The sequence below is a fragment of the Melioribacteraceae bacterium genome (genome assembly GCA_035362835.1).
Classification (GTDB): Bacteria; Bacteroidota; Ignavibacteria; order Ignavibacteriales; family Melioribacteraceae; genus DSXH01.
The window spans coordinates 134,683-148,866 of record DAOSDY010000003.1 but is presented as its reverse complement, the minus strand read 5'-3'; the positions used below and the strand labels follow the sequence as shown (position 1 = coordinate 148,866).

The window sequence follows — 14,184 nt, the reverse complement described above, 5'->3', positions numbered from 1 at the left end:
TCCGCTGAGGGTAAATCAAATTAAGATTTACAATTGATTGTATATTTTCTGAAGGATTTTGTCTGAGGCACCGGTGTTCTCTTTTACATAGTAGGAACAGATTTTCCCTCTTTCACTCCGGAAATTCTGATCGGTAAATAGTCTTCTTATAATCCGGTATGCCTCTTTTTTATTACGGATTACGAAAGCTCCCCCGATAGAAACAAGCAGATTGGCCTCCCTGCTGTTTTCAATTTTAGGACCGAATATGACCGGAATACCGTATACAGCCGGTTCAAGCACATTATGAATTCCCTGTTTGAAACTTCCGCCAACATAAGCAGCGTGGGCGTAAGTATAGAGAGTAAGCAGTATTCCGATTGAATCAACAATTATTACTCTCTCATTTTTGTAATTGTTAAGGTAAGAAAATCTGATGGTGCTGAAATGTTTATAAAAAGTATGTTCGATCCGCTCCAGATGCTGAACTGTCGGTTCGTGCGGTACAATTATGGGCATTAAGTCCGGATCATATTCCATTGCTTTCATAAGTGCGGGTAGAACGATCTCTTCGTCACTTTCCCATGTGCTTCCCAGTACAAAAATTTTTTTCCCTTTAAAGAAATCCTCTTTGAACAATTTCTTCTCTTTAGCATCAAGACTCTTTTGATAGACCCGGTCGAAGCGTGTATCGCCAACAACTTCAATACGGCTATCTGGAATCCCGAATTCACGGAAGTTCTTAGCATCATCCTCGGAAACCGTGAGGACTCTTGAAATATTTGAAAAAAGTGATCTATGGAAATCAATTGCAAGCGGGAGTTTTCTTTTTGAACGGCTGCGCATTGTTGCGTCTACAATAAAATACGGAATCCTCTTCCGGTCGAGCTGCCAGACCATATTAGGCCAGAAATCGTATCTCATGAATACTGCCAGATGAGGCCTTACAAGGTTTAAAAATCTCTCGGTCAGTATTGGAGTATCGATCGGTATATATGAAATTATATCGGCATACGGATATTTGAGAGAATTACGGTATCCGGAAGGAGAGAAGAAAGTGATGATAATATTAAACTTCTTCTCGCTTTTTATTTTTTCTATGATTGGTTTTGCCTGTTCAAATTCCCCCATCGAGGCCGAATGAAACCAGATCATTTTTTTCTTACGGTCAATTCCGGTTAGATCAATTATAAGATTCTCAAATAGTTTTCTACGGTCTCTTATTCCTGTCCTTACTTTCTGATTGAACAGCGAAATAAAAAAAATGACCACTTTTGCGATCGGAATAATTATAAGATTGTAGAGCAAATACCAGGTGTTTTTCATAGGCCGGACAAAAATTTAGTAACATTTTCAGTAACAAATCCGGGAGTAATTTCTCTCATACATTTGAAATGTCCTTCCGGACATCTGCTTCTCCCAATATGACTGCATGGTCTGCAAGATAACGAATTATTCTCTAAGATTAAATTTGGCACTCCGTAGGGAATAAATCCGAACTCTTTAACGGAGGATCCGAAAATAGAAACTACCGGAATTCCGGAAGCCGCTGCGGTATGCATAAGACCCGAATCGTTGCATATAATTAATTTACAGTTCTTCATATCGGCTGCGGTTTGAAACAGGTTGTTATCATTAGAAAGATTCAGCGAGCCGCCGATACCGGAAGAGATCGATTCGCAAATTGTTTTATCATCTTTACCGCCGAATATTAAAATCTGGTATCCTAGTCCGGATAAACTGTTTCCCAATTCAACAAAATATTCGGGCGGCCATCTTTTTGTGAAATGTTTGGAGCCCGGACACAACCCGATATATTTTTTTGAAGAATCCAAAGTTGACTGAACTTTCAAAGGGACAAAAAACTCCAGACCTTTACCATCAAGTTTCAATTCGGGAAGCGATTCGGCATACCTGTGGGTAATCGGTTTAATATCCCTGAAACGGTTGATCTTGAATTTAACAAGCAGGTACTTTTGCAAAGTAGGCTTACTGAATGGATAAGTCTTAGCATTAATTGAACGGCAGATTAAACGTGTTCTAATATTATTTTGTAGATCAAGAAGAAAATCATACCTGTTTTCTTTGAGAATTTTCATTAAGAATTTGGTTTTATCAGATCTTGAGATCGCGTATACGACGTTTATATTCGGATTGAACTTTACAGCATCAGCATACTCCGATCTTACAAGGAAGTCGACCTTTACACCGCTAAACTGATTTTTCAGAGCCCTTATCAGAGGCGAGGAAAGCAGAACATCGCCAAGTGAGCTAAGGCGGATTATAAGAATTCGATTGGGGTTTTTTCCATTCAAGCCGGTAAATCCATTATTTCCCTGCAAATCTAACCAAATATTAAAAGGCCTTCCACTCCAATCAGTTGTCTTGAACAAAATTCTTGGCTATTTTTAGACCAGTCGATTTTAAAGGTAGGTATAATGACCACATTAGCAGCCCCATTAACAAAAGCTTTTCCCGATAATTCTCTGGAAAAGAAGGCATATGGAATAGCCGAGAGCTTTAAGGAGAATCTTCCATTAATGAACGACCGTAACCGGCTCGGCTTCAATTTATATAGATTTCTAAAAGGTGAAGGCGACTCTCCAGAAGTAATTGTCCGCTCGGCAAAATTTACACTTAACGGAATTACCAAGGAAGAACTGGCCGCTCGTTTGAATGAAGAGATTGCTAAACTCAAGAGTGAACTGAAAAATTAGAAGTGCGAACTCTTAGAAAAAGATCTTCGCACTTTTTCGTTTAATCGCCTGCTTCCCTAAGAAATTTTTCAACCAGAAGTACATCTTCTTCACTTCCGATAAAGATCGGAATCCGTTCATGAAGCGATTCAGGTACTTGTTCCAATATCCTTTTCCTGCCGTCGGTTGCACGTCCCCCTGCTGCTTCTACAATAAATGCCATAGGATTACATTCGTAAGCAAGTCTGAGTTTTCCTTTAGCATTTCTGGTATCACCCGGATACATGAAAATTCCGCCGTACAATAATGTTCTGTGGACGTCCGCCACCATTGAGCCTATGTAACGTGCCTGGTAAGGTTTACCGTTGAATTTATTGGCCTGTAAATATTTTATATAATCCTTCAAACCTTTCTGCCACGAAAAATAATTGCCTTCGTTTATACTGTAGATTCTTCCATGTTTTGGGATTTTTATATCATCGTGTGAAAGAAGAAATTCTCCGAATGCAGGATCAAGTGTAAATCCGTAAACACCGTGCCCGGCGGTATAAACGAATACTGTACTGGATCCGTAAAGGATATAACCCGCAACTTCCTGCTTATAACCGGGCTGAAGGCAGTCTTCGAGTGTACCTGGCCCGTCTCCTGGAGTAATTCTTTTGTAAATTGAAAAGATAGTACCGATGCTTACATTGGCATCGATATTCGAAGATCCGTCGAGTGGATCGAAGAGAAGGACGTATTTGCCGATCTTCTGGTGAGGGGGAAGATGTATAATATCCTCATCTTCTTCGGAGGCCATAACACAGAAATGTCCGCCGTGATCCATTGCTTTAAGAAGTGTTTCGTGAGCAAATATATCGAGTTTTTTTACCTCGTCGCCGGAAATATTATTTTCACCTGTAAAGCCGAGTATATCGGCAAGGCCGGCTTTATTAACCTCCATAGAAATAACTTTAGCAGCTAGACTAAGCTGCAGCAGAATCGCAGAGAGTTCTCCGGTTGCCTCCGGGTGTAATTTTTCGCCTTCAAGAATGTGACGCGGAAGCGTCATAAATCTCTTTTTTGCCATGAAGTGTGCCTCCACTAAGCAGTTTTTGTTATTTCCTGATCTTTATATTGCAGTTCGTACAGACGATAATAGATTCCTCTCTTAGCAAGCAATTCCTGATGTGTACCGGTTTCTTTTAATTCACCCTTATGCATAACAAGAATTTTATCCGCATTCTGAATTGTTGAGAGACGATGAGCAATTACAATAGATGTTCTACCGATCAGAAGTTTTTCAATTGCATTCTGAATCAACTGTTCGGTTTCTGTATCAACACTCGAAGTCGCTTCATCCAAAATAAGAATTTGCGGATTATAAGCAAGCGCTCGGGCAAACGATATTAACTGCTTCTGACCAACGCTTAGCGTGGCTCCTTTTTCTTTCATCTCTTCTTCATAATTATTCGGCAGCTTGGAAATGAATTTATCTGCTCCAACAGTTTTTGCCGATTCAATAATTTTTTCGTCCGGAATCTCCGGGTTACCGAGGCTGATATTCGACTTAATAGTTCCGCTGAATAGAAAAACATCCTGCAGTACCATGGAAATATACTTACGGAGGTCTTTCTTATTCAGGTTTCTTATATCGATTCCGTCGAGCGTGATGGTTCCCTTTTCAATATCATAAAATCGGGTTAGGATATTTACTATACTTGTCTTTCCAGCACCGGTAGCTCCAACTATTGCAACAGTTTCTCCCGGATTAATTTTAAATGATAGATTCCTTAAAACATACTCATCCGGATTATAAGCGAACCAGACATTTTTAAATTCAATTTCCCCTCTGATTTTCTGAAGCAGAACAGGTGTGTCGGGATTTTTTATAATAGTTTTGTCATCCAGCAGTTTGAAAATTCTTTCGGACGCGGCCATTGCCCTTTGAAGGATATCATACTTTTCGGAAAGGTCGCGTACAGGCCGCCAGAACATTTCTATATACTGAATAAAAGCCGTCAGTATACCGAAAGTAAGAACACCCTGAATTATTTCGCCGCTTGCAAACCAGATTACCAGTGAGATTGAGACAGCACTTAGCAATTCAACAAACGGGAAAAAGATGGCATAATAAAAAACAGATTTAATATTGGCTTTTTTGAAATCGTTATTGATCGATTCAAAATTTTCCAGTTCCTGCTTTTCCTTAGCGAACATCTGTACTACGTTCATGCCCGTTACATGTTCCTGCATATATGAATTAAGCCGGGCAAGATGAGTTCTGACATTCCTGTATTCCTCCCTTACCTTCTTTCTGAAAAGAAAAGTCGCGTAAAACAGGAAAGGAATTACAGCGAGTGTTATTAGAGTAAGCTGCCAGGACATACTGAACATAAAGATGAAAATGAACACAATCATGAACACGTCGCTGAAAACCGTTACCACACCGGAGGAGAACATTTCATTCAATGCGTCTACATCGTTGGTAACACGGGTAACAGTTCTGCCGATAGGAGTTTTATCGAAATATTTTAATGCTAGTCTCTGAACGTGTGAAAAGAGCTGAACCCGTATATCATAAATAATCTTCTGACCCATTAATTCGGTAAAATAGGTAAGGAAGTATTGAACGACTGCCTGAATGACAAGTGATAGAAATAAAATGCCTACGATAAGAAGAAGACCGTTGTAGTCTTTATTGAGTATATAGTCGTCAATTGCTACCTTACTAAGGTAAGGACGGAGGGGACCAAGCGCCGCAACAAGTATATTGAAAATTATTGCTGCAATTACATAGTGCTTATACGGCTTAATATAAACAAGGAGCCGCTTCATAAGCTTAGAGTCGTATGCTTTACCTAATATTTCGTCTTCGCGTTGTTCTGCCATAGTTATTCCATAACCGAAAGTTCTTCTTCGAGTAATTGCCTTCTGTGAAGATCGGCATAGATCCCTTTAAGCGCTACGAGTTCTTCATGTGTTCCCTCTTCTGCTATTTTACCGTTGTGAAGAACGAGTATTTTATCCGAGTCTTTAACGGTAGAGATTCTATGACTGATAATGATGCTGGTTCTGTTTTTCATAAATACTTTCAGTCTTTTAAGTATCTCCTCCTCAGTATTCGTATCAACGGCGGAGAGGGAGTCGTCGAGTATCAGAATTTTAGGATCGATTGCAAGCGCACGTGCAAGGGAAGATCTTTGCTTCTGTCCTCCTGAAAGAGTAATTCCGCGTTCACCAAGAATTGTTTCGAATCCTTTCGGGAAATTCTCCACATCCTTGGACAACTGAGCAATTTCTGAAGCGATCCGGATTCTTTCCGGATCGGATTTATCGAGTCCGTAAACAACATTATTTCCGAGAGTATCCGAAAAAAGGAAATTCTCCTGGGGAACCATTCCGATTCTTCTTCTAATCGTTTCCAGAGGTATTCTTTTAATATCTATTCCGTCGATAAATATTTCCCCGTCTGTAGCATCATAGAATCGCGGAATCAGATTTACAAGAGAAGTCTTTCCGGTACCCGTCTGGCCGATAAAAGCAACAGTGCGGCCCTGTTCAATTTTGAAACTGATACCATCGAGAACCAGGGGAAGATTGCCGCCATACCTGAAGGAAACATTTTTAAACTCGATTTCCCCTTTTATATCGGCTATGGCATTATCTGTTTTGGGAGAATCGTCAATTTCATAAGGTTCATTAAAAATTTTCATTAGGCGCTTCATACTGGCCTCGGCCTGCTGAATCATAGTTGCAACCCAACCGAAAGAGATCATAGGCCAGATAAGCATTCCGAGGTAGGCATAAAAAGCAACCAGCTCGCCGATTGTAAAATTACCTTCTATCATTTGTGAGCCGCCTGCCCACAAAACAATTATGAACGAAAGTCCTGCAATGATTGAGAAGACAGGGATAAACATTGCCTGCAGCTTCACGAGATCCATCTTACGGTTCAGATATTCATCGCTTTCTTTCTTATAATTATCAATTTCATATTCCTCCCGGATATATGATTTGACAACCCTTATTCCAGAAAAATTCTCCTGGGCGCGCGCCGTCAGATCGGCAAATTTCTCCTGAATCCTGGTATACTTTGCATGGACACGGCTCATAACAAGATAAACAACAAGGGACATGAAAGGAGATGGAAGCAGCGCATAGAGAGTTAGGAGCGGATTCATCGAAACCATTATTATAAATACGAGCAGAAATTTTGTACCGTTATCGATTGTATACATCACCGACGGCCCGACAAAACTTCTAACCGCATTAATATCGTTAGTAGCATGGGACATAATATTGCCGGTGGAATTATTCTGATAGAATCTTAACGGAAGTTTTTGAAGGTGACCCCAGAAATCGTAACGGAGGTCGTTCGCTATTTTCCAGGAAGTTACGATTATGGTTTGACGTATCAGAAATCTGAAAATTCCGGCAATAAGAGATGTGATTACTATCAGAATTACAAATTTCAGGACAGAGCCGTCGTCTACTCCTGAATCGATTACATTAATTCCCTGCTTAACCAGCTGAGGAATGTAGACCTGTCCAAAATTTGAGAAGAGGATAAAAACTATCCCGAGCATAAAAGACTTTTTGTAACGGACAAAATATTTTTTGAGGTGAAATAAATTTCTGAACAAGACGAAATAGAGTCCTTTCTTTTAATTCCGCCGATTCGTTGAAAGTATTATAGGTATTTCTAAATACCCTGACCGGGAAATACCGCACAGCTTTTTAAGAACTGATCTGAATGAGAATCAACCGATAATTTCGAAACCTGTATATTTCTGTAGAACTTTTGGAACGATCACTTTACCTTCCGGAGTTTGATTATTCTCCAGCAGAGAAACCATCAACCTGCTTGTTGCAAGACCCGATCCGTTAAGAGTATGAATAAATTCCGGTTTTTTTGTTTCCTCTCTTCTAAACCGGATGTTCGCTCTTCGTGCCTGAAATGCTTCGAAGTTGCTGCATGAAGAAGCTTCAAGCCATTTGTTCTCGGCAGGAGACCACGTCTCAATGTCGTAACATTTAGCCGCAGAAAAGCTCAGGTCGCCTGTGCACAACATAAGAATTCTGTACGGTACATTCAGCGCTTTGAGAATATCCTCTGCATCATTTACCATCGATTCGAGTTCATCATAAGAGTTTTCCGGTTTTGCAAATTTAACCATCTCTACTTTATTAAACTGATGCACGCGTAAAAATCCTTTCGATTCCTTTCCGTAGGATCCAGCTTCCCTACGGAAACATGGAGAATAGCCGACATATTTAACGGGCAGTTCCTTTTCAGTAAGAATTTCATCCCGGTGAATATTTGTAATCGGGACTTCAGCGGTGGGGATCGGATATAATCCGTCCTTCTCTATGAAGTACATATCCTCTTCCATTTTAGGAATCTGGCCGGTTCCTTTCATCGATTCCCTGTTAACAAGTACAGGAGGAAAAATCTCGCTGTATCCGTGATGATGGAGATGATAATCGAGCATAAAATTGATAAGCGCACGTTCAAGTGTAGCTCCTTTACCTGTGTAAAGCGGAAATCCGGATCCGCTAATTTTAGTGCCCCTTTCAAAATCGAGGAGCTGTAATTTTTTCCCGAGTTCAACATGGTCAAGAACTTTAAAATCATTTTTGAATGAAAAACCTTCAGGAAGCCATTGACGCACTTCCACGTTATCTTCGGCAGATTTGCCAACGGGTACTGAGGAATGAGCCAGATTAGGAGTATTTCGGAGAATATCATCAATCTCATTTTCAATATCGCGTAATTGGGTGTCGAGCAGTGCAATCTCATCGCCAACCAATTTCATTTCTGCAAAAATTTCAGATGTGTCTTTTCCTTCTTTTTTAAATTTTGGTATCTGTGCGGAGACCTGATTCTTTTTTGCTTTAAGATCCTCCGTCCTGGCAATCAGCGATCTTCTCTGCTCGTCGAGTTTAATTATTTCACTAACAATATCCCTGGCATTTTTATTTGCCAGACCCTGCCGTACAAGATCCGGATTTTCACGAATAAATTTTACATCAAGCATATTTTCCTCTTTGATTTACCAGCTCTACCCTGTTTCTCTGCCCAACCTTGTAAAATTGATAAAACGCGGATGACGCAAATTAAAAGGATTCAAACGGATTTTATTTTATTACAATGTTATAAATTTTATTAGGTACGAATATTTCCTTGATTATTTCCTTATCCTGAATATACTTCAGAATCCTCTCGTCGTTTTTAGCTATCGCAGAAACTGTTTCCTTACTGGAATTATTTGCAGCTTCAATCGTAGCTCTTAGCTTTCCGTTCACCTGGACAGCAATATTGACTTTGTCCTCTACAAGTGCCGATTTATCCAGATCAAACCAGACAGGGGCTTCAAAGAGCGATTTCGAATTACCGAGCAGTTTCCAGCATTCCTCCCCGAGATGAGGCGCAAGAGGTGCTATGAGAACAGCAAAGCGTTCGAGAGCAAAAGTTTTAAGATCGTTCCTGCATTCATCCAACGATTTTAATTCATTAATAAGTTCCATCAGAGCCGCAACGGCGGTATTAAATCTGAAATGTTCAACCTCTATTTCAACCTTTTCCATAGTCTGGTTTACTTTTCTGTAGATGGTTTTTTCAATTTCGCTGAGCTGCGCAAGTTCGTATTTCTTTGCAGAAGGATGAACGACGGAAAAATTCTGATGCGAACTGAAGAGCGAATAAGTTCTCTGCACAAACCTGTCAACTCCAACAATACCTTTATCGCTCCAGTCGCCGCCGAGCTCATAAGGGCCCATAAACATCATATACATTCTGAAAACATCCGCCCCGTATTCATCAACAAACTGATTGGGATCCACAACGTTCCCTTTCGACTTCGACATTTTAGCGCCAAGATTTGTAATAGTGCCCTGATGAATCAGTTTCTGAAAAGGCTCGTCGCTGTTAACCAGTCCGATATCGCGCAGGAATTTATGGATGAATCGGGCGTACAAGAGGTGCATAACGGCATGCTCGGCACCGCCGACGTATGTATCCACCGGAGTCCATGCTTTACCCAATTCTGGATCAAACATTCCCTTATCATATTTCGGGTTAAGATAGCGGAGGTAATACCAGGATGAATCTACAAACGTATCCATTGTATCGACATCCCGTTTAGCAGGAGATCCGCAGACCGGGCAATTAGTAGTAACAAATTCTGAATTGCTAGCGAGCGGCGATCCGCCATCAGGTTTAAAGTTTACATCGTATGGAAGTACAACCGGAAGCTGATCTTCCGGCACAGGAACCTGTCCGCATTTATCACAATGAATTATTGGAATCGGTGTACCCCAGTATCGCTGACGGGATATAAGCCAGTCGCGTAAACGGTAATTTACAGTATGCTTTCCAATTCCTTTGTCTTCAAGCCACTCAATAATTTTTTTCTTTGCGTCTTCAACATAAAGACCATTCAGAAAATCGCTGTTAATCGCAGGTCCGTCTCCGGTAAATGCTTTCCCTTCAAATCCTTCTGATGGTTCAACAGTTCTTATAATAGGCAGATCAAATTTCTCGGCAAATTCCCAGTCCCTTTCATCCTGTCCCGGAACAGCCATGATAGCTCCGGTACCATAAGTCATTAGAACATAGTCTGCAATCCAGATCGGAATATTTTTATTCGTTACCGGGTTAACGGCATAGGCACCTGTAAACACTCCGGTTTTTTCTTTTACGGTTGACGTCCGGTCGATTTCGGTCATTGATTTAATTGAATCGCGGTATTCTTCAACTTTCAGTTTATTCTCCGAAGTAGTTAATGCATCAACAAGAGGATGCTCTGGCGCAAGGACCATATATGTTGCACCGAACAGAGTATCGGGGCGAGTAGTAAAAATTTTTATTTTCTCGTCGGAACCTGAAATGGAAAAATCGACTTCCGCGCCGATGCTTTTTCCGATCCAGTTTAATTGCATTGTTTTAGTTTTTTCAGGCCAGTCGATTTTATTCAATCCATCAAGAAGTTCTTCGGCATAATCTGTAATCTTGAAGAACCACTGAGTTAAATTTTTCTGAATAACTGTAGTGCTGCAACGCTCACATGATCCGTCGTTTAATACCTGCTCACGCGCTAATACTGTCTGGCAGGATGGGCACCAGTTAACGGGCGCATTCTTTCTGTAGGCCAGACCCTTTTTGTAGAGTTGAAGAAAGAGCCACTGATTCCAGCGGTAATATTCCGGAACGCAAGTCATTAATTCCGAATTCCAATCGTACATACCGCCCATATGTTTTACCATAACACGGATATCATTAATATTCTGAAGGGTACTGTCCTGCGGGTGGATACCGGTTTTTATTGCATAATTTTCTGCCGGAAGACCGAATGCATCATAACCGATCGGTTCGAAGACATTAAAACCTTTCAACTTTCTATAACGGGCCCATGAATCGGTGGGACCATAATTGTACCAGTGACCTATATGCATTTTTGCGGCTGAGGGATAAATAAACATTACAAGGCAGTAAATCTTTTTTTCTTTTTTGGAAAGGTCGGTTTTATAGACTTCCCTTTCTTCCCAAAACTTCTGCCAGCTGGATTCAATTTCCCGGAATGGATATTTCATAATTCTCATTAAATTTATAAAAATGTAGCCAAAATTAGGCAAATTGATGGGGGTTATCAAGAATGAATTAGAAAGGATTTATTTAATTGATAAAGAAGCCCGGCGTTATCCGGGCCTCATAATTACATTAAAATTATAATTGGAAATCGACACCGATCTCTAACGCACCATAATCAAGTGTACCGAAACCGAACCTAAGATTTAAGGCAGTCTTCGGGGTGAAGAAATAACGTACCCCGCCATGCAGACCGAGCCAGAATCCGCCGGCACTTCTATCTGCCCATCCAAATCCTTTTACACCTTCCCATTTAACCGATGCGATATTGTAAGCTAAAACAAGCCCTAGATATGGGTCCCACATCCGGTTATCGAGCGCAAAGTGATAATTGCCCTGAGCACCGACCAGAATATTAGTGTAACTCCATTCTCCGGTTCCAAATCCTTCGCTGTAGCTCCAATACCTGAAAAGTCCGCCTACGCCGATTTTTCCGGGACCGGACATTCCGATAGCTGAAAGAGGCATTCCATATTCATAATTCAATCCTAACTGAAAAGTAGAGCCAAGAAACGATAAACCCAGGGATGGACCTGCATAGCTTTTTGAAGCTTCGAACTGACCGAATCCGGTCTGATAAAAAGCAAATAATAAGAAAAGAATTAGTGTTTTTGATTTCATAAACTCTCCTGTTTGTTATTAATAATTGTTCCTGACAAAAACAATCTGTTCATATTGCTCATTTTACACATGAAATTTAGCGTAAGTATTTACTAAAGTCTATCTGAAGTTTTCATATGTGATTTGTGTTTTAGATTTATTCAATTCCAATTCTCTTTAATTTCCCCTCCTCTTTTTATAATTTACACCTGAAATAAAAACCATCTGAGGATTCCAATGAAAAAGACTCTCTTATTAGTTCTATTATTTGTAACCGGGCTTTCACTCTTCGCACAGAAAAGGCCGATGACCGTAGAAGATTTATGGAATATGAAAAGGATCGGAGGATATGATGTATCGCCCGACGGTAAGACAATTGCATTTGCGGTTACAGCTTACAGCATGGATTCAAACAAAGGCAATTCCGATATCTGGCTGATAGATCAGGACGGAAAAAATCTCCGCCCGCTAAAAAACTCTGAAGCTAACGAAAGCTCTCCGAAGTTTCTGCCTGACGGCAAATCGATTAGCTACCAGATGAAAGGACAGATCTGGACTTGTGATTACGAAGGTAAAAATGATCTTCAGCTGACAAACATTTACACGGGTGCTTCCGGAGTTGTCTGGTCGAAGGACGGTAATAAAATTCTATTTGTCTCTTCAGTATATCCGGATTGCACAACTCAGGAATGCAATGAAAAGAAAGATAAGGATGCCGAGGAAAGCAAAGTAAAAGCGAAGATTTTTACAGAGCTGATGTACCGGACATTCAACGACTGGCGCGGCGATAAGCGAAGTCACGTTTTCATTTATGACGTTCAGACAAAAGAATATGCAGACCTGATGCTCGGCTCGAAATCCGATTGCCCGCCTGTTGACCTGGGAAGCAGTCAGGATTACACGATTTCTCCGGACGGTAAGGAGATTGCATTTGTAATGAATCCTGATAAAGTTCTCGCAACGAGCACGAACAATGAAGTCTATTTAATAAATGCAGCCGACATTAAGAAGGACTCACCAACCCAGTACAGAAAAATTTCCGTAAGTCCGGGGAATGATAATCAGCCTGTTTATTCGCCGAACGGCAGCTACATAGCATTCCGCTCGATGGCCCGAGCAGGTTTCGAAGCAGATAAATACAGCCTGATGCTTTATCACAGAAGCAGCGGTGAATTGAGAAATCTTACCGGGAAACTCGATATATCGGTCGGACAGATATTATGGTCGCCCGACGGAAAATATATTTATTACGATGCCGCCAATCAAATCTATAATTCGATTTACAGATTTGACGTATCTACGGGTGAAAACCTTCTCTTCCTGAATGAAGGGATTAATAATGATATGTCGATTACTTCCGACGGGCAATTGATTTATTTCAAGCGTCAGCGCAACAACATGCCGTATGAAATCTTCTCACTCAAAACAAACGGCGGAGGAATTGAACAGATCACTTTCTTAAACAAGGAATTGTTGAGTAAAATTGAGTTCGGTGAGTTTAATTCATTCTGGAGCGAAGGTGCAGCAGGTGCAAAGGTCCAGTCAATAATTATTAAACCTCCATTCTTCAATCCCGATAAGAAATACCCGCTCCTCTTCCTTATACACGGCGGACCTCAGGGTCACTGGAACGATGATTTCCATTACAGATGGAACTCACAGCTATTCGCTTCGAAGGGATATGTGGTTGTTGCACCCAATCCGCGGGGTTCAACCGGATACGGACAGAAATTTACCGACGAGATTTCGGGCGACTGGGGTGGTAAAGTATATGAAGACCTGATGAATGCATGTGATTATGCGTTGAAGAATTTTAAATTCATCGATCCTAAAAACACCTTTGCCGCGGGAGCTTCATACGGCGGTTATATGATCAACTGGATACTCGGCAGTACAGACCGGTTCAATGCGCTTGTTTCGCACGCCGGAGTATTTAATCTTGAAAGCATGTGGGGTACAACCGAGGAATTGTGGTTCCCGGAATGGGAATTCAAAGGAACACCGTGGGAGAACCGTGCAATGTACGAGAGATGGTCGCCTCACCGCAAAGCAGATAATTTTAAAACCCCAACGCTGGTTATCCACGGAGGATTCGATTTTCGAGTGCCTGAAGGCCAGGCCATGGAATTATTCTCATCATTGCAGAGGAAAAATGTACCGAGTAAATTTCTCTATTTCCCGGATGAATCGCATTTTGTTACAAAACCGCAGAATTCAAGATTATGGTGGAATACAATTTTTGACTGGTTCAATCAATTCAAAAAAAATTAAGGATAA

The 14,184-nt window shown here is 40.8% G+C and carries 10 protein-coding genes; 2 read left to right on the top strand and 8 right to left on the bottom strand.

The features are described from left to right. Positions 1-27 precede the first annotated feature (27 nt). A complete protein-coding gene (locus PLZ15_11805; GenBank protein HOI30431.1) occupies positions 28-1,305 on the bottom strand; it encodes a glycosyltransferase N-terminal domain-containing protein in 1,278 nt (425 codons plus the stop codon). After that, entirely contained in the window at positions 1,302-2,294 is a 993-nt protein-coding gene (locus PLZ15_11800) for a glycosyltransferase family 9 protein (GenBank protein HOI30430.1), read from the bottom strand. Before PLZ15_11800 ends, PLZ15_11805 begins: the two co-directional genes overlap by 4 nt. A 123-nt stretch (positions 2,295-2,417) precedes the next feature. Between PLZ15_11800 and PLZ15_11795 the strand changes: the two genes are divergently transcribed. Then, positions 2,418-2,696, top strand: coding sequence for a hypothetical protein (locus tag PLZ15_11795; GenBank protein HOI30429.1), 279 nt, complete (start codon positions 2,418-2,420; stop codon positions 2,694-2,696). A gap of 40 nt (positions 2,697-2,736) precedes the next feature. On the opposite strand, the gene fbp is transcribed toward PLZ15_11795, so the two are convergent. The 6 genes from fbp to PLZ15_11765 all read right to left on the bottom strand — a co-directional run bounded on the left by fbp (position 2,737) and on the right by PLZ15_11765 (position 11,928). Continuing rightward, entirely contained in the window at positions 2,737-3,747 is a 1,011-nt protein-coding gene (gene fbp, locus PLZ15_11790) for a class 1 fructose-bisphosphatase (protein HOI30428.1), read from the bottom strand. A gap of 14 nt (positions 3,748-3,761) precedes the next feature. Then, the gene (locus tag PLZ15_11785; GenBank protein ID HOI30427.1) at positions 3,762-5,549 is read right to left on the bottom strand and encodes an ABC transporter ATP-binding protein; all 1,788 of its coding nucleotides are present in this window, start codon (positions 5,547-5,549) and stop codon (positions 3,762-3,764) included. 2 nt (positions 5,550-5,551) lie between these two features. Continuing rightward, positions 5,552-7,246: an ABC transporter ATP-binding protein gene (locus PLZ15_11780; GenBank protein ID HOI30426.1), complete on the bottom strand. Its 1,695-nt coding sequence runs from the start codon at positions 7,244-7,246 to the stop codon at positions 5,552-5,554. Between the two features lie 174 nt (positions 7,247-7,420). Beyond that, positions 7,421-8,698, bottom strand: coding sequence for a serine--tRNA ligase (gene serS, locus PLZ15_11775; GenBank protein ID HOI30425.1), 1,278 nt, complete (start codon positions 8,696-8,698; stop codon positions 7,421-7,423). Between the two features lie 100 nt (positions 8,699-8,798). Continuing rightward, positions 8,799-11,252, bottom strand: a complete 2,454-nt coding sequence (gene leuS / locus PLZ15_11770; protein ID HOI30424.1) for a leucine--tRNA ligase — start codon at positions 11,250-11,252, stop codon at positions 8,799-8,801. A 133-nt stretch (positions 11,253-11,385) separates the two neighbouring features. Then, complete coding sequence (locus PLZ15_11765; GenBank protein ID HOI30423.1) at positions 11,386-11,928, bottom strand: hypothetical protein; 543 nt, start codon at positions 11,926-11,928, stop codon at positions 11,386-11,388. Between the two features lie 216 nt (positions 11,929-12,144). On the opposite strand from PLZ15_11765, the gene PLZ15_11760 reads away from it, so the two are divergent. Next, positions 12,145-14,178, top strand: coding sequence for a S9 family peptidase (locus PLZ15_11760; protein ID HOI30422.1), 2,034 nt, complete (start codon positions 12,145-12,147; stop codon positions 14,176-14,178). The last annotated feature ends 6 nt before the right edge of the window (positions 14,179-14,184 follow it).